This window comes from Micromonospora olivasterospora (assembly GCF_007830265.1).
In the GTDB taxonomy this organism is placed as follows: domain Bacteria; phylum Actinomycetota; class Actinomycetes; order Mycobacteriales; family Micromonosporaceae; genus Micromonospora; species Micromonospora olivasterospora.
This window is the reverse complement of sequence record NZ_VLKE01000001.1, coordinates 1,611,070-1,627,294: the sequence shown is the minus strand read 5'-3', so window position 1 is coordinate 1,627,294 and position 16,225 is coordinate 1,611,070. Positions and strand designations below refer to the sequence as shown.

The 16,225-nt window shown below is 73.4% G+C and carries 12 protein-coding genes and 2 pseudogenes; 9 read left to right on the top strand and 5 right to left on the bottom strand.

Features of this window, described 5'->3' with window-relative positions; translation table 11 throughout:
• The first annotated feature begins 61 nt into the window (after positions 1–61).
• Positions 62–1,615 carry a glutamine-hydrolyzing GMP synthase gene (guaA, locus tag JD77_RS07270; RefSeq protein WP_145773602.1) on the top strand — a complete coding sequence of 518 codons (1,554 nt, stop codon included), beginning with the start codon at positions 62–64 and terminating at the stop codon, positions 1,613–1,615.
• 16 nt (positions 1,616–1,631) lie between these two features.
• Here guaA and JD77_RS07265 read toward each other — a convergent pair whose 3' ends face one another.
• Entirely contained in the window at positions 1,632–1,967 is a 336-nt protein-coding gene (locus JD77_RS07265) for a PspC domain-containing protein (protein WP_145773601.1), read from the bottom strand.
• 144 nt (positions 1,968–2,111) lie between these two features.
• On the opposite strand from JD77_RS07265, the gene JD77_RS07260 reads away from it, so the two are divergent.
• The 3 genes and pseudogenes from JD77_RS07260 to JD77_RS07250 all read left to right on the top strand — a co-directional run bounded on the left by JD77_RS07260 (position 2,112) and on the right by JD77_RS07250 (position 5,496).
• Positions 2,112–3,059: an NUDIX hydrolase gene (locus tag JD77_RS07260; protein WP_145773600.1), complete on the top strand. Its 948-nt coding sequence runs from the start codon at positions 2,112–2,114 to the stop codon at positions 3,057–3,059.
• Between the two features lie 168 nt (positions 3,060–3,227).
• Positions 3,228–4,229, top strand: a pseudogene (locus JD77_RS33440) (NUDIX hydrolase).
• 343 nt (positions 4,230–4,572) lie between these two features.
• A complete protein-coding gene (locus JD77_RS07250; RefSeq protein ID WP_145777460.1) occupies positions 4,573–5,496 on the top strand; it encodes a CDP-alcohol phosphatidyltransferase family protein in 924 nt (307 codons plus the stop codon).
• A 70-nt stretch (positions 5,497–5,566) separates the two neighbouring features.
• Here JD77_RS07250 and JD77_RS07245 read toward each other — a convergent pair whose 3' ends face one another.
• From JD77_RS07245 to JD77_RS07235, 3 genes and pseudogenes are all read right to left on the bottom strand, one after another.
• Complete coding sequence (locus JD77_RS07245) at positions 5,567–6,820, bottom strand: phosphatidylserine decarboxylase (RefSeq protein WP_145773599.1); 1,254 nt, start codon at positions 6,818–6,820, stop codon at positions 5,567–5,569.
• A 519-nt stretch (positions 6,821–7,339) separates the two neighbouring features.
• A pseudogene (locus tag JD77_RS35440) lies at positions 7,340–7,523 on the bottom strand (hypothetical protein); the annotation flags it as partial.
• Positions 7,520–9,226, bottom strand: coding sequence for a PspC domain-containing protein (locus JD77_RS07235; RefSeq protein ID WP_145773597.1), 1,707 nt, complete (start codon positions 9,224–9,226; stop codon positions 7,520–7,522). The pseudogene JD77_RS35440 and the gene JD77_RS07235, both read right to left, overlap by 4 nt.
• Positions 9,227–9,411: 185 nt before the next feature.
• Here JD77_RS07235 and JD77_RS07230 point away from each other — a divergent pair, with 185 nt between their 5' ends.
• Positions 9,412–10,659 (top strand): ATP-binding protein, encoded by a 1,248-nt coding sequence (locus JD77_RS07230; RefSeq protein ID WP_281292168.1) that lies wholly within the window; start codon positions 9,412–9,414, stop codon positions 10,657–10,659.
• A gap of 2 nt (positions 10,660–10,661) precedes the next feature.
• Positions 10,662–11,348, top strand: coding sequence for a response regulator (locus JD77_RS07225; protein ID WP_145777458.1), 687 nt, complete (start codon positions 10,662–10,664; stop codon positions 11,346–11,348).
• A 22-nt stretch (positions 11,349–11,370) separates the two neighbouring features.
• On the opposite strand, the gene JD77_RS07220 is transcribed toward JD77_RS07225, so the two are convergent.
• Complete coding sequence (locus tag JD77_RS07220; protein WP_246140558.1) at positions 11,371–12,105, bottom strand: PIG-L deacetylase family protein; 735 nt, start codon at positions 12,103–12,105, stop codon at positions 11,371–11,373.
• A 427-nt stretch (positions 12,106–12,532) separates the two neighbouring features.
• Between JD77_RS07220 and JD77_RS07215 the strand changes: the two genes are divergently transcribed.
• The 3 genes from JD77_RS07215 to JD77_RS07205 all read left to right on the top strand — a co-directional run bounded on the left by JD77_RS07215 (position 12,533) and on the right by JD77_RS07205 (position 16,222).
• Positions 12,533–14,176, top strand: a complete 1,644-nt coding sequence (locus JD77_RS07215; protein WP_145773596.1) for a peptide ABC transporter substrate-binding protein — start codon at positions 12,533–12,535, stop codon at positions 14,174–14,176.
• Between the two features lie 143 nt (positions 14,177–14,319).
• Positions 14,320–15,246 (top strand): ABC transporter permease, encoded by a 927-nt coding sequence (locus tag JD77_RS07210; RefSeq protein WP_145773595.1) that lies wholly within the window; start codon positions 14,320–14,322, stop codon positions 15,244–15,246.
• Positions 15,239–16,222: an ABC transporter permease gene (locus tag JD77_RS07205; protein WP_145773594.1), complete on the top strand. Its 984-nt coding sequence runs from the start codon at positions 15,239–15,241 to the stop codon at positions 16,220–16,222. The genes JD77_RS07210 and JD77_RS07205 overlap by 8 nt, the downstream gene beginning before the upstream one ends.
• Positions 16,223–16,225: the final 3 nt, after the last annotated feature.

The following is a 16,225-nucleotide window of genomic DNA, read 5'->3' as shown; positions in this document are numbered from 1 at the left end:
CGGCGCCGGAAGGGCCGGCCGCTGCCCGGGGGTGCGGTGACTGTGGGTAGGCTTTCTGCACATGAGCACGCCTCGCCCTGTCCTCGTGGTGGACTTCGGAGCCCAGTACGCCCAGCTCATCGCGCGCCGGGTGCGCGAGGCGAAGGTCTACTCGGAGATCGTCCCGCACTCGATGCCGGTCGCCGAGATGCTGGCGAAGAACCCGGCCGCGATCATCCTGTCCGGCGGTCCGGCCAGCGTCTACGCCCCGGGCGCCCCGCAGATCGACGCCGGGGTGTTCACCGCGGACGTGCCGGTCTTCGGCATCTGCTACGGCTTCCAGGCGATGGCCCAGGCGCTCGGCGGCACGGTCGCCCGCACCGGCAACCGGGAGTACGGCGGCACCCCGCTGCGCCCCCGCGCCGACGCCGGCGTGCTGCTCCGTGAGCTGCCGGACGACCTGCCGGTCTGGATGAGCCACGGCGACTGCGTCACCGAGGCCCCCGCCGGATTCACCGTCACCGCCGAGTCGGCCGGCGCTCCGGTGGCCGCGTTCGAGGACCTGGCCGGCCGCCGGGCCGGGGTGCAGTTCCACCCCGAGGTCGGGCACACCGCGCACGGCCAGGAGATGCTCACCCGGTTCCTGTACGACATCGCCGGCATCGAGCCCACCTGGACGCCCGAGAACATCATCGAGGAGCAGGTGGCCCGCGTCCGCGAGCAGGTCGGCGACAAGGAGGTCATCTGCGGCCTGTCCGGCGGGGTGGACTCCGCCGTCGCCGCCGCGCTGGTGCACAGGGCGGTCGGCGACCAGCTCACCTGCGTCTTCGTCGACCACGGACTGCTGCGGGCCGGCGAGGCCGAGCAGGTGGAGAAGGACTACGTCGCCGCCACCGGCATCAAGCTCAAGGTGGTCGACGCGCAGGAGCGCTTCCTCGGGGCCCTGGCCGGGGTGACCGACCCGGAGCAGAAGCGCAAGATCATCGGCCGGGAGTTCATCCGGGTCTTCGAGGCCGCCGCCCGGGAGATCGCCGCGCACGGCGACGTCGAGTTCCTGGTGCAGGGCACCCTCTACCCGGACGTGGTCGAGTCCGGCGGCGGCACCGGCACCGCCAACATCAAGAGCCACCACAACGTCGGCGGCCTGCCCGAGGACCTGAGGTTCGCCCTGGTCGAGCCGCTGCGCACGCTGTTCAAGGACGAGGTCCGCGCGCTCGGGCTGCAGTTGGGCCTGCCCGAGGCGATGGTCTGGCGGCACCCGTTCCCGGGCCCCGGCCTGGCCATCCGGATCATCGGCGCGGTCGACCGGGAGCGGCTCGACGTGCTCCGCAAGGCCGACCTGATCGCCCGGGAGGAGTTGAGCGCCGCCGGCCTGGACCGGGGCGTCTGGCAGTTCCCGGTGGTGCTCCTGGCCGACGTCCGCAGCGTGGGCGTGCAGGGCGACGGCCGTACGTACGGCCACCCGGTGGTGCTGCGCCCGGTCTCCAGCGAGGACGCGATGACCGCCGACTGGTCCCGGCTGCCGTACGACGTGGTGGCCAGGATCTCCACCCGGATCACCAACGAGGTGGCCGAGGTGAACCGGGTGGTCCTGGACGTCACCAGCAAGCCGCCGGGCACCATCGAGTGGGAGTGACGCCGCCCCGGCCGCCTCACCCGGCGGTCGGCGGCACCGGTCCGGACGTCGGCGGGGCCGGCGGGTAGTCCGGCTGCGGGGCGTACGCCGTGGGCCGCGTCGCGGGGTCCGCCGGGTGCGGCCAGGCCGGCGCGCAGGCCGGCTCCTCCGGCATCAGGAACCACATGATCGGGTACGCGAGCGCGGCGATCCCGCCGGTGACCAGCGTCGCGACGGCGAAGACCACCCGGACCAGGGTGGGGTCGACTCCGAAGTAGCGGCCGAGGCCGCTGGCCACCCCGGCCACCATCCGGTCGGTGGTGGGGCGGCGGAGCTGCTTGTACGGGGCCTGGTGGCTGTTGGTCGAGGTCATGCCTCCACGGTCCGTGCGCGGCGCCGCGGCGACCTCGGTGAGCGCCCGGATCCCTACCCTGATCGACCCCTGATGATCCAGCGTTCGGTCAGGAATCTGACTCTTTTCGATGGACGAAACGCGCGCGGGGGAGAATTTGGCCCCGTGACCACCATGCTGGAGCCGCTCCGCAGAATCGCGGCATACGCAGTTTGTGCTGATTCGGCCGGCCGAGTGCTACTGGTACGCGCGTCGGGGCGCTCCGGCACCCCGGGCACGTGGTCCCTGCCCGGTGGGGCCGTCGACCACGGCGAGGACCCGAACCACACCGTCGTCCGGGAGACCGCCGCCGAGACGGGCCTCTCGGTGGCCGTGTCCGGCCTGGACGACGTGCTCGCCGACATGCGGGCGCTGCCGGAGCGGGGCATCACCATCCACACCGACCGGCTGATCTACAAGGTCTCGGTGCGCGGCGGCACGCTGACCGACCGGGTCGACCGCCCGACCGACCTGGCCCGCTGGTTCACCCTGGCGGAGGCCCGCGAGCTGCCGCTGCGGTCGTTCACCGCGCGGGCCCTCGGACTGCCCGCCCCGTCGGCCGACGTGGTGCCCGACGAGGTGCCCGAGTTCCCCTCGTTCTACGCGGTCCCCGGCCCGGACGGGCTGCACCGGGCCCAGCGCTTCGCCGCGTACGCGGTGGCCACCGACCCGGACGGCCGGGTGCTGCTCACCCGCGTCGCCGACGGGTACCCGGGCGCGGGCCGCTGGCACCTGCCCGGCGGCGGCACCGACTACGGCGAGCAGCCGGGCGCGGCGCTGATCCGGGAGCTGGTGGAGGAGACCGGCCAGCGGGGCCGCCTGGTCGAGCTGCTGGGCGTCGCCAGCCACCGGGACGCCGCCTCGCTCGGCCCCGAGGGCTACCCGATCGACTGGCACGGCGTACGCGCCTTCTACCGGGTGGTCGTCGACCAGCCCGCCCCACCGACCGTGTCGGACGTCGGCGGCTCCACCTGCGAGGCCCGCTGGTTCGCCCGCGAGGAGCTGGGCGCCCTGCCCACCGACCGCCTCACGGAGGTCACGGCGGAGGCCGTCCAGGCCGCCCGCCTCACCTGACCCCCCACCCCACCCCACCCCCAGCGGCCTCCTGGTTGCCGCCGGCTACCCGCAGGCGGAAGCCCCCCGCATCCGCTTTGTCGATCATGAGGTTGACGGCGCGATATGCCCGTCCCGATGCCGCTAACCTCATGATCGACGGGGTCGTTGGGCCGGGGGAGGGTACGGGTGGAACAGCGGCGACGGGTCGGGGCGTACGGGGTGTCGTGGGACGGTGACGGGCGGGTGCTGCTCGTCCGGGAGTCGCCCTGGGCCGACTTCCCGGGAGCGTGGCGGCTGCCCGGGGGCGCCCTGGCCCACGCGGAGCACCCCGAGGCCGGCGTGGCGCGGGGATTCGCCGAGGAGGCGGGGCTCGCCGTCGCGGTGACCGGCCTGGTCGCCGCCGTCGCGGACGTCACCTCGTTGCCGGAGGAGGGCGTCTCGCTGCACACCGACCGGATCGTCTTCACCGTCGCGCCGACCGGCGCGCTCCACGGCGAGGTGGGCGGCGGCGAGGTGGGCGGCGGCGAGGACGGCGTCCACGGCGAGGCGGGGAGTTGCGTGGCGAGGCCGGTCAGGCGCTCCGCGAGGACGGCGACCGCGCCACCGACCTGGCGCGCTGGGTGACCCCGGAGGAGGCAGCCGCGCTGCCGCTCCTGCCGTTCACCGCCGAGGTGCTGGGGCTGCCGGTCGTGCCGGTGCCGCCCGCCGCGTCCCGCGCCGTCCCCGCGCGCCCCTGCCGCCGTCCCCGGTCGACCGGCGGACGCGCTTCGCGGCGTACGGGCTGGTCACCGACCCGGCCGGGCGGGTGCTGCTCACGAAGATCGCCGAAGGGTATCCGGGCGCGGGGCTGTGGCACCTGCCCGGCGGCGGCACCGACCACGGCGAGCAGCCGGCCGCCGGCCTGCTCCGCGAGCTGGTCGAGGAGGGCGGCCAGCTCGGCCGGGTGGGGAACTGATCGCCGTGCACAATCTGCACAATCCCGCGGCGCTGGGGCCGGAGGGCCGGCCGCTGGACTGGCACGGGGTCCGGGTGATCTACCGGGTGCTGGTCGAGGAGCCGACCGAGGCCCGGGTCACCGAGCTGGCCGGCGGTTCCACGGCGGACGCCGCGTGGTTCACCCCGGAGCAGCTCGGCGGGCTGCGGGTGACGGAGGTCGTCGCGCTGGCAACCGGACGTCGCGTCGGATAGCGGGCGCTCGCTCGGCCCGCATCGACCGGCTCCGGTAGGCTGGGGGCGGGGTTGATGGAGGAACGGGCGACGATGCCCGGGATGGGAATAAAAGAGGCGGTTCGCGCGGTTGACGGAGATATCAGACCGCCGGCAGCTATCGCCAAGCCCCACCCCCCTGTGCAATGGTGTACTCCGCTTGAACGGGCTGCCGGGCCAGAAGCGGTCCGGCACGAGACAGCCGGACGCCCGCCCCGAGGCGGCCAGCCGATCCGGTGATGGAGGAAACGTGCCGAGAGCCCCATGGCGCCGGCGTCGTACGACTGACAGTCCGCGCCCCGCAGGGCGTCGCTGGGCGGGCCGGCTGCGCCGCAGCAGCACGTTCGCCCGCCAGGTGCTGCTCGTCCGGGTGGGACGCCGCGACGGCGTCGCCGCCCCGGCCACCGACCTGGCCTCGCCCGAGCACCGCTACCTCGACCGGCAGCGTCGCCGGTACGGCCTCGACCGGTACGAGCGCACCGACGTCGAGGCGATCGTGCCGGTCAGCCCGGCTCTCGCTCCCCACCCGGCGGTCGACGACGACGCGCCGTCGATGGCGATCCCGCTGCTGCCGGGCGAGCGCACCGTGGCCCGCCGGGCGAAGTTCGCCCTGGTCAACGCCTGCACCCTGGCCAGCCTGATGCTCGGCATCAACGCGATCTTCGTGGCCATGCGGGGCGACGTGCGGCTCGGCGCGTTCCTCCTGATCGCCTGCGTGGCGTTCGACGGGCTCGACGGGGCGCTCGCCCGCAAGCTCAAGGTCGCCAGCCCGTTCGGCGCCCAGATGGACTCGCTGGCCGACATGTGCTCGTTCGGCCTCGCCGCCCCCGTCGTGGTGTACGCCTCGCTCGCGGGGTCGGCCCCGCCCGCGGCCGCCGCCGTCGCCGCCGCGCTGGTCGCCGCCTGTGCCGCGATCCGGCTCGCCCGGTTCAACGTCTCGCCGAAGGACGGCCGCTTCTTCTGCGGCGTGCCCACCACGATGGCCGCGGCCGTGCTGGCCCTGACCGTCGCGCTCGGGCTGCCGCTGCCGGGCCTGGTGCAGATCGCCGGCGTGGCGCTGCTGGCGTTCGCCATGGTCAGCAGCTTCCCGTACGCCAAGCTGGCCCGGCTGGTGAAGCTGCCGCCGTGGCTCTGGCTGGCCCCGGTGATCGGCGCGCTCGTCGACATCCGGCTCACCTTCGCCCTGGTCGTGGTGGGCTACCTGGTCAGCGGCCCGCTGCTGTGGCTGCACCAGCGCCGCACCGCCTGACCGACCCGACGCAGACCCGACGCAGAAAGGGGCGCCGCTGACCAGCGGCGCCCCTCTGTCGTGCCGGCCGTCAGAGCCAGCGGGCGATGACCGTCGCGCCGCCGACCACCTTGTCGCCCGGCCCGACCAGCGGCTCGGCCGCGTCCGCCGGCAGGTAGACGTCGGTACGCGAGCCGAACCGGATCAGACCGAGGCGCTCGCCCCTGGCCAGCAGCGCACCGATCGGGGCCCGCTGCACGATGCGCCGGGCGATCAGCCCGGTGCGCTGCGCGACGACCACGGTGCCGTGCCCGGTGTCGAGCACCGTGTACGCCGCCACGTTGTGCTCGGCGTCCGGCTTCATCGCGTTGACGAACCCGCCGTCGGCGACGAAGTAGTCCACCACCTTGCCCGCCACCGGGGACCGGTTGACGTGCACGTCCAGCACCGACAGGAAGACGGCGATCCGCAGCCACTCGCCCTCGCCGAAGCGCTCGTCGTGCAGCCGCTGCACCGAGAGCACCTGCCCGTCGGCGGCGGCCACCACGGCCGACGGGTCCTCCGGCACGTCCCGCTCCGGGTCCCGGAAGAACGCGGCCACCGGAGCGGCGGCCAGCGCCGGGAGCAGCCAGAGCCGGGACTTGGGCCGGGCGACGCGGGCCAGCGCGGCCAGGCCGAGGGCGATCCCCGCCGCGGCCACGCCGTTGGAGTCGATGTGCATGCTCCGGGTCAGCGGGACACTGGACGGCCGGTACGCCGGGGCGAGGCGGGCCGCCAGCGCCGGGCTGGCCGGCGTGAACCGCAGCCGGTGCACCCGCACCGGCGGGTAGTTGCGCAGCACCAGGTCGGTGCCCACGCCGTGCAGCGCCGCCTGCCGCTCCAGTTCGACGGCGGCGCCGGCGGTGCGGCCGGGGCCCGCGGGGGCGGCCACGCTCAGCACCGCGCCGTCGGCCAGATACTTGACCAGGCCGTCGACGGTCGCCCGGGTCTCGTCGGTGGTGCCGACGAGCGCCTCGGCGGCGATCACCACCTCGGCGGCGTCGGCCTCGGCGAGGGAGTCCACCACCCGTACCCGGTCGGCGACCCAGCGGCCCTGGGCCGTCACGTGCTCGCGCAGCCCGGCCGCCTCGGTCGTCGCGGCGGGCACGACGGTGAGGGTGTCGCCGGGCAGCAGGGCGTCGATCGCCGCGGCCAGCACCGCGGACTCCGGGGCGGCGCCGACCAGCAGCGCGGCCTTCGGGTCGTTGTGCCGGGCCAGCTCGCTGACGAGGGTACGGGCGGCGCGCTCGCCGATGTGGACCGGACCGGGCCGGCCGGTGGCGGGCACGGCGGGGGACTGGGTCATGTCGGACGGGCTCCTGACAGGTAGAGACGACATACGCGGCGGGATCGCCACGGCGGCCTTCGACCGGGCCGCGGGCTCCGGCCGCGGCCCGGCGGCTCGGCCACGGGCTAGGCCCGGCGACCCGGCGGCTCGCCGCGGACGAGGCCCGGCGGCGCGGGCCGGCCGGCGGAGGCGAGAACTCCACCGGCCAGCATAGGCGTCCCGCGGCGCCGGTCGCCCGTGGTCAGCCGTCCGCCCGCTCCGGGCCGGCCGGCGACCGCCCGCCGGGCGTGGCCGGGTCGTCGTCGAGCGGGTCCGCCGGGGACCAGCGGGCCGGGTCGTAACCGTCGCCCAGCGGCCGGTCCTCGGCGGCCGCCGTCCCGGTGTCCGCGACCGCGGCCGTCGGCCACTCGTCGGCGGGTACCGGGCCGGCGCCGGTCGTCGGCGCGTCGGCGCCCGGCCCGGTGACGGCGGCGTCGACGTCGGTCGCACCCGGCGCGGTGTCCGGCGTGCCCTGCCCGGCGGTGGCCTTCCGGTCGTCGCGGCCGGCGCGGAGCGCCCCGACGAGGCCCAGCACACCGACCAGGATCAGCCCGCCGGCAAGGAACCAGCCGACCGGCGGCAGGGCCAGGCCGAGCAGCTGGGCGGCGAGCCACCAGGCCGCGAGGCCGAGGAAGAGCAGGGCGAAGACGAGCGAGACGAGGTCGGTACGGTGCGCCTTCACCGGGTCACCTCCAGGTTGCCCGCGTTGACGTGGACGTAGAGGCGCAGCTTCCCGCCCCCGGGGCCGTCCGGGCCGAGGTCGACACTCTCCCGGAGCCGGCCGTCCAGCCCGCCCGACCGCTTGCCGAAGACCGTGGCGTCCCCGGCGTTCACGTCGGTGACCGTGGTCACGTCGACGTTCGGCGGCACCACCACGGTCGCATCGCCGAAGTTGATCGCGACGGTGATCTGCGTCTCCCGCTTGTCGAGGTCGACCGCGCGCAGGTCGAGGACGGCCTTGCCGAAGCTGTTCTCGTAGCGGTCGGCGAGGTCGCGGTAGTCGGTGGGCGCCCAGGTCACGTCCCCGCCCACGCCCCGGATCCGGTCGTAGGACTCGACCACGGTGACTACGCCGAGCGCCGCCGCGGTGACCAGCCCGAGCGCGATCAGCCACCGGGCCCGGCCGAACCACGCCCCGACGAGCAGGCCGAGGCCGATGGTGGCCAGGGCCGTCGCGAAGTACGCCGCCGCGCCGACGTGGATCACGTCGAGCAGGTCGAGCGCGCCGACCACGCCCAGCGCCAGGAAGATCAGCGAGAACGTCACGGCGCCCAGCGGGGAGCGCTCGCGGGGCCGCTTCGGCGGCCTCACCGGCGGCGGCGGGGCCGGCTGCGGCCTCGTGGCGTACGGGCCGTGCGGGGCGAACGGGGGCCGGTAGCCGGCCGGCGGCCGGGGCGCGGCCACGGGCGGGTACGCCGCCACGGGCCCGCCGACCGGGGGGAGGGAGCCGGTCGACGTGCCCGCCGCCGGCGTGGGCGGCCAGGGCGGCAGCTCGGCGGTCGGCTCGGCCGACGGCCGGGCCGGCGGGGCCGCCCAGGTGGCGTCGGGCTGCCCCGAGACCGGGGCGCCCGAGGGGCGGCCCAGGCCCGGGACGCCGGCCGGCTGCCCGGCGGCCGACGGGGCCCACGGCTGCCCGGGCGCCGGGGGCGCGGCGGGCGGGGTGCCGACTCCGGGCGCCGGCCAGCTCACCGGCGGCACCGGGCCCGGCGGGTAGGCCGCCGGACCGGGGACGGGTCCCGGGCCGGTCGGGGCGGCCCGGCCGGTCGCGCCCTGGTCACGGTTGAGCAGCAGCGCGCCGCCGACCAGGATGGCCGCGCCGAGCAGCACGGCCCGGAAGGCGTCCGTGACGATGAAACCGAAGCTGACCGCGACCAGGATGCTCAGCACGATCACCGTGACCGGGGACATGCTGGAGCGCCCGCGGCCGAGCATCGACTCGACCGGGGAGGCGGTGTCGCCCTCACCCGGGATGATCAGCCAGGCCGTGACGTACACGAGGATGCCGATGCCGCCGAAGAAGCCGAGCACTGCCAGCAGCACTCGCCAGAGCACCGGGTCGGTGTTCGTGGCGCGGCCGATCGCGGCGCAGACGCCGGCCAGGTAGCGGCCCTCGCGGGGCCGGACCAGCCCGTACCGGGAGGTGAAGGCCGATCCGCCGGGCGGCGGGGGTGGCGGCGGGGCGGCGTACCCGCCGGCCGGCGGCACGGTCCCGGTATCCGTGGCCGGCTCCGGCCCGGTGGCCGGCTCCGGCCCGGCGGAGGCCGGGCCGAACGTGGTCGGCGCGGCCCAGCCGGCGGGTGTGGTGGGCGCCGGCGGCGGGGGCGGCGGCGGTCCGCCCGGCTGGGCCGCCCCGGGGCGGGGCGACGGGGCAGCTTCCTCGGTCATGCCTCGATCCTGCTGCCCCGGCGGCCCGGTCGACCTCAGGAGGTGACCCTGACCCCACCCTGAGATCCGGGCGGCCCGAATGTCGGGGGCGTCCCCGTGGCCCCCGGCGGTCGCCGCGTGTGACGATCGGAGCGCGTCGCCGTCGCGGCGCCCGCCCCCCGCCCGCCCCGACCAGGGAGTCTCCGATCAGCACCGCGACCCAGCCACCCCGCCTCTACCGGGCACCCGAGCACCGGATGGCCGCCGGGGTCGCCGCCGGCATCGCCGAGCACCTCGGCATCTCGGTGGTCCGGGTGCGGATCGCCTTCATGGTGCTGATGGGCCTGAGCGGGCTCGGCCTGCTGCTCTACGCCGCGTTCTGGGCGGTGGTCCCGCTGCGCCCGGGCGACAACGCCGTACCGGCCCGGAGGGACCTCGCCCGGCTGCTGCCGTTCGTGGCGATCGGGCTCGTGGTGCTCATGATCCAGATGGCGGTGTTCGACTCGGTCGGCGCGGCGGGCACCGCCGGCTGGCTGGTCGCGATTATCGCGGTGGGCGCCGGGGTGATCTGGCACCAGTCGGCGCCGGAGCGCCGCCGCCGGTGGGGCGAGTCGCTGCCGGTGCCCTGGCTGGGCGCGGTGGTGGAGGAGAGCGACCGGCGCGCGTTCGTGCTGCGGTTCATCGGCGGCGGGGTGCTGGTCGCTGTCGGCATCATCGGGGTCGCGGCGGTCTACTCGCCCGTGCAGAACTTCGACGCCGTGGTCAACGGCATCATCTTCGCGCTGGTCGGGCTGGCCGGCGTGGGCGTGGTGGCCGCGCCGGTGCTGTGGCGGACGTACAACCAGCTCCGCTCGGAGCGGGAGGGGCGGATCCGCGAGCAGGAGCGGGCCGAGCTGGCCGCCATGGTGCACGACCAGGTGCTGCACACCCTCGCCCTGATCCAGCGCAACGCCGCCGACGTCACGACCGTGCAGCGGCTGGCCCGGGGGCAGGAACGCTCCCTGCGTAACTGGCTCTACAGGCCCACCGCCTCGCCCAACGAGCGCCTCGCCGCCGCGCTGGAGCAGGCCGCGGCCGAGGTGGAGGACACCTTCGCGATCACCGTGGAGGCGGTGGTGGTGGGCGACCGGGAGACCGACGAGCGGGTGGGCGCGCTCGTCGCCGCGGCCCGGGAGGCGCTGGTCAACGCCGCCCGCCACGCCGGGGTGCGGACCGTCTCGCTGTACGCCGAGGTGGAGCCGGAACAGGTCAGCGTGTTCGTCCGGGACCGGGGCAAGGGCTTCGACCCGGATACCGTGGGGGACCACCGGCACGGCGTCCGGGGCTCGATCATCGGACGGATGAAGCGCCACGGCGGCCGGGCGGAGATCCGCTCCGAGCCGGGGGAGGGGACCGAGGTCCGGTTGATCCTGCCGATCACCGGCGACCAGGCCACGGCGGAGAGGGACAGATGACCATGGCTGAGCAGGCGACCGGGCCGGTCGGGAAGGCGGGCGACCGCCCCGAGCGGCTGCGCGTCTTCCTCGTCGACGACCACGCCATGTTCCGCGCGGGGGTCCGCGCGGAACTGGGGGTGCACGTCGAGGTGGTGGGCGAGGCCGGGACGGTCACGGAGGCGGTCAGCCGGATCGCGGCCACCCTGCCCGACGTGGTGCTGCTGGACGTGCACATGCCCGACGGCGGCGGCCGGGCCGTGCTGGACGCGATGCGGCGTACCCATCCGCAGGTGCGGTTCCTGGCGCTGAGCGTCTCCGACGCGGCCGAGGACGTGATCGGCCTGATCCGGGCCGGCGCCCGGGGCTACGTCACCAAGACGATCTCCCCGGACGAGCTGGCCGCGGCGGTGCGCCGGGTGGCCGAGGGGGACGCGGTGTTCAGCCCCCGGCTGGCCGGGTTCGTGCTGGACGCGTTCGCGGCCCGGCCGGACGCGCCGGTGGCCGACCCGGAGCTGGACCAGCTGACCAACCGGGAGCGCGAGGTGCTGCGGCTGCTCGCGCGGGGGTACGCGTACAAGGAGATCGCGAAGGAGCTCTACATCTCGATCAAGACGGTCGAGACGCACGTGTCCAACGTGCTGCGCAAGCTCCAGATGTCCAACCGGTACGAGCTGTCCCGCTGGGCCGCGGACCGCCGCCTGGTGTGACGTCCGGCCGCTGCCCGTGCGGTCACTCCGTACGCAGCACCGTGAACGCCTCGGCCAGCCGGCCGGGCGGCAGCCCGGCGTTGTCCGCGACCGTCGTCAGCCGGTCCCGGACCCAGGTCTCGACGTCGAAGTGGTCGGTCTGTGACCGGTGCGCGCGCATCGCGGCGACCTTGCGGTCGTACCGGTCGGTCACGTCCACGACGTGGTCCGGCGCCGGACCGCCGGCGTACCAGACCTCGCGGACCACCCACGGTTCCAGCCCGGCCGCCAGCAGCTCCGGGTACGCGAACCGGTTGCGCGCGTCGGGGTAGATGGCGCAGGTGGTGGCCTCGCCGACGGCCAGGTGGTCGGGGTGACTGGGCCCGGAGAGGTGCTCCCACCGGCGCAGCGGGGAACTGGTCAGCACGCGGTCCGGCCGGAACCGCCGGATGGCTGCGGTGATGTCGCGGCGCAGGTCCAAGGTGGGGGCGAGCGTCCCGTCGGCGTACCCGTCGAGGAACTCGACCCGGCGCACGCCCACGGCCGCCGCGGCTGCCCGCTGCTCCTCCTCGCGCAGCCGGGGCAGCTCCGCCCGCGGGGTGTCGTCGAAACCGCCGGTCTCACCGTGCGTGACGATGAGGTAGGCGACCTCCACGCCCTCGTCCGCCCAGCCTGCTATGGTGCCCGCGCAGCCGAATTCGATATCATCCGGATGGGCGAAAACCGCCAGCGCGCGGTGGATGTCGGCGAGCGTCGGCGCGGATGCGGGGAAGCTCACGCAACCGAGCCTACGCTCCGCGTCGGTCCCCCGTCGGTGGGTCGTCTTGCCTGTTCAGCGCGGTCCGGTCGGTCCGTTTCATGATCTTTTCTCAGTATCGGCAACGCTGCGGGCAACTAACGGCTTGATAACGGCACCTTCACGCAACGGGCCGGTAGGTGTCACAGTTGCAGCACCTCATCCCCGGCGTGAGGCGCCCCGTACGGTCTTACGGCCACGGATCCGACCGACAGGTCACGCTTCGTGGTTGATGAGCCGTGCGCGGGTGGCGAGGCCGGGCGGTGCGGTAGCCCGGCGGATCGGTACACGCGTGTCCCGATTTCTCTGCGGTGGAACGGTGGTCGGTGGTCGAGGCCGCCGGCGGTGTCACCCCAACGCGTGCGTCGAACAACGACGGAACCAGGTTAGAAAGAGGAGGCCCCTCGGAATGAGAGTCTCGAAGCGGGCGAGCGGCGCGATCGCGGTGGGCGCGGCATTCGCGCTCGTCGCGACCGGCTGCTCCAGCGGCAGCGGTACCGAAGAGGAGACCGGCAACAGCGGGGACGGCGCCATCGTCATCGACGGCACCGAGCCGGAGAACCCGCTGATCCCGGCGAGCACCACCGAGACCGGTGGCGGCGCGATCGTCGACTGGATGTGGACCGGTCTGGTCGAGTATCCCAACGACGGTAGCGCTCCGCGGAACGCCGTCGCCGAGTCGATCGAGACGAAAGACTCCAAGGTCTACACGATCAAGATCAAGCAGAACACGAAGTTCCACGACGGCACCGTCGTCAAGGCCAAGAACTTCGTGGACGCCTGGAACTGGGGTGCCTACGGGCCGAACGGCGCGCAGAACTCCAGCTTCTTCGCCGACATCGCGGGCTTCGCGGACGTCAACAGCGTGGACCCGGACGGCCCGGACGGCCCGCAGAAGGCCCCGGAGCCGAAGGCCAAGACGATGAGCGGCCTCAAGGTCATCGACGACTGGACCTTCGAGGTCACGCTGGCGGCGCCGACCGCGGTGTTCCCGACCAAGCTCGGCTACAGCACCTTCATGCCGCTGCCGGACGCGTTCTTCACCCAGAGCGCCGAGGCGTTCGGTAAGAAGCCGATCGGTAACGGCCCGGTGAGGTTCGTCTCCTGGGAGAACAACGTCGCCATCAAGCTGACTCGTTTCGACGACTACGCGCTGCGCGACAAGATGAAGATCAAGGACGTCACCGTCAAGATCTACCAGGAGGACACGGCCGCCTACAGCGACCTGGTCTCGAACAACCTGGACTTCCAGCAGCAGGTTCCGGCCTCCGCCCTCGCGGGCGACAAGTGGAAGACCGACCTGGGCGAGCGGGCGGTCTCCGCGACCATCCCGTCCACCGGCATCATCGCCTGGCCGATCTACGACAAGCGCTTCCAGAACCCGAAGCTGCGTCGCGCGGTCTCCCTGGCGATCAACCGGCAGGAGATCACCGACAAGATCTTCTTCGGCAACCGGAAGCCGGCCGACAGCTGGGCCAACCCGCTGACCCCGGGCGCGCAGCCGGGTAACTGCACCGCTTGCCAGCTCAACGTGGAAGAGGCCAAGAAGCTGCTCGCCGAGGCCGGCGGCTTCCAGGGCGAGATGGTCTTCTACTACAACGCGGACGCCAGCCACAAGGAGTGGATGGAGGCCGTCGCGCAGCAGGTCAAGACCAACCTCGGCATCAACGCCCGCGCCGAGGGCGTGCCGACCTTCGCGGTGTTCCGCCAGAACATCAACGGCCACAAGATGAAGGGCCCGTACCGCGCCGGCTGGCAGCAGGACTACCCCGACGTGGAGAACTGGATCAACCCGCTCTACGTGACCGGTGGTTCGTCGAACGACGGTCTGTACAGCAACCCGACCGTCGACGCCCTGGCCAAGGAGGCCAGCGGTGCCCCCAGCATCGAGGCGTCGCACGCCAAGTTCGCTGAGGCCGTCAAGCAGATCGACCAGGACGTCCCGTCGATGCCGATCTACTTCCAGCTGCAGCAGTCCGGTCGCTCGGACAAGATCAAGAAGCTGGAGCTGACCAACGTCGGTGAGCTCGACATCACCTCGATCGAGCTCTGATCCGAACGGTCTGACCCCGGGCCGGGCTCACCTACCGGTGGCCCGGCCCGGGGCCGTTGCGCGAGGGGTGCACGACAACCCTCGCAACGTTGACGCCCCCCGCGCCGGTCGCCCGACGCGCCCCCTGTCAGGAGGACCACCCCATGGGCCGTTATCTCTTGAGACGGCTACTGCAACTCGTCCCGGTCTTCATCGGCACGACGTTCCTGATCTACTGGCTCGTCTGGTCGGTGCCGGGTGACCCGTTCGCCGGCAAGTGCGGCGACCGCCGGTGCCCGGACGTGTACGTCAACATGATGACCGAGAAGTACCAGCTCGATAAGCCGATCTGGGTGCAGTACGCCACCTACATGAAGAACCTGTTCCAGGGGGACTTCGGCACCACGTTCAACAACCGTGCGGTCGGCGACATCATCGCGACGGCGTACCCGAACACCCTGAAGCTCGCCGTGGTGGCCCTGGCGATCGAGGCCATCATCGGGCTGGGCGCCGGCGTCCTGACCGGCCTGCGGCGCAACGGTTTCCTCGACAACCTGGTCCTCGTCTCGACGCTGTTCCTGATCGCGCTGCCGGTCTTCGTCGTCGGCTTCGTACTCCAGTGGCTGTTCGGCGTGCAGTGGCAGATCGTCAAGCCGACGGTCTCCAGCGACATGCCGTTCACCGAACTGATCGTCCCGGGCTTCGTCCTCGGCAGCGCGTCCATGGCGTACGTCGCCCGGGTGGCGCGCACGAGCATCGCGGAGAACCGGCGCGCCGACTACGTCCGCACGGCCATCGCCAAGGGCCTGCCGATGCGGCGGGTCGTCGGCGTCCACCTGCTGCGTAACTCGCTCATCCCGGTGGTCACCCTGCTCGGCACCGACCTCGGCGCGCTCATGGGTGGCGCGATCATCACCGAGGGCATCTTCGGCATCAACGGCATCGGCCGCGAGGCGCTTCGGGCGATCGTGACCAAGCAGAGCTCTACGGTTGTCTCCATCGTGGTGGTTCTGGTGCTGGTCTACCTCTTGATGAACCTGCTGGTGGACCTGCTCTACGCCGCCCTGGACCCGAGGATTCGCTATGAGTGACCCCAGCACCGCATCGGTCGTCTCGACCCCGCCGTCGACCAACCCCAACGAGGCGGGGGCCGGCGCCCCCGTCAACGCGGGCCTGCCGGAGAACGCCCGCAAGGAGAAGCCCCGCGGCCTGCTCGGCGACGCCTGGCGCGACCTGCGCCGCAAGCCGCTGTTCTGGATCTCCGCGGCCTTCATCGTCGTCTTCGTGCTGATGGCGGCCTTCCCGTCGCTGTTCACCTCCGGGGACGCGGTCAACGGGACGCTGGCGAACAGCCGCGTCGGGCCGTCCTCCGAAGCCTGGTTCGGCTACGACGTGCAGGGCCGGGACGTCTTCGCCCGGACCATCTACGGCGCCCGCGCCTCGATCCTGGTGGCCCTGCTCTCCGTGATCGGGACGCTGCTGATCGGCGGCACGATGGGCATCATCGCCGGCTACCGCGGCGGCTGGGTGGACGCCCTGCTCTCCCGGTTCGCCGACATCTTCTTCGGCCTGCCCTTCGTGCTCGGCGCGATCGTCATCCTCACCACCTTCAACGGTGCGGGGACGAGCAACAACGAGTGGCAGATCATGGGCCTGGTCATCATGTCCCTGAGCGTGCTGGGCTGGCCGGTTGTGATGCGGCTGATGCGCTCCTCGGTGCTGGCCACCAAGGAGGCCGACTACATCGTCGCCGCGCGGGCGCTGGGGGCCGGCACCGGCCGGATCATCCTGAAGCACCTGCTGCCCAACTGCCTTGCTCCGCTGCTCGTCTACGGCACGATCCTGGTGGGGTCGTTCATCGGGGCGGAGGCCACGCTCTCGTTCCTGGGCATCGGCCTGAAGACGCCGGTGGTCTCGTGGGGCATCATGATCAGTGAGGCGCAGAACTACCTCCGGGTCTCGCCCTACCTGCTCTTCTTCCCCGCCGCGTTCCTGGTCACCGCCGTCCTCAGCTTCGTGATGCTCGGTGAGACGGTCCGCGAGGCCCTCGACCCGAAACTGCGCTAGGGG

What these genes read in the sequence shown, in the direction of transcription:
- guaA (WP_145773602.1), top strand. Translation starts at nt 62, where the DNA reads ATGAGCACGCCTCGCCCTGTCCTCGTGGTGGACTTCGGAGCCCAGTAC.
- JD77_RS07265 (WP_145773601.1), bottom strand. Translation starts at nt 1,967, where the DNA reads ATGACCTCGACCAACAGCCACCAGGCCCCGTACAAGCAGCTCCGCCGC.
- JD77_RS07245 (WP_145773599.1), bottom strand. Translation starts at nt 6,820, where the DNA reads ATGACCCAGTCCCCCGCCGTGCCCGCCACCGGCCGGCCCGGTCCGGTC.
- JD77_RS07235 (WP_145773597.1), bottom strand. Translation starts at nt 9,226, where the DNA reads ATGACCGAGGAAGCTGCCCCGTCGCCCCGCCCCGGGGCGGCCCAGCCG.
- JD77_RS07225 (WP_145777458.1), top strand. Translation starts at nt 10,662, where the DNA reads ATGGCTGAGCAGGCGACCGGGCCGGTCGGGAAGGCGGGCGACCGCCCC.
- JD77_RS07215 (WP_145773596.1), top strand. Translation starts at nt 12,533, where the DNA reads ATGAGAGTCTCGAAGCGGGCGAGCGGCGCGATCGCGGTGGGCGCGGCA.
- JD77_RS07210 (WP_145773595.1), top strand. Translation starts at nt 14,320, where the DNA reads ATGGGCCGTTATCTCTTGAGACGGCTACTGCAACTCGTCCCGGTCTTC.
- JD77_RS07205 (WP_145773594.1), top strand. Translation starts at nt 15,239, where the DNA reads ATGAGTGACCCCAGCACCGCATCGGTCGTCTCGACCCCGCCGTCGACC.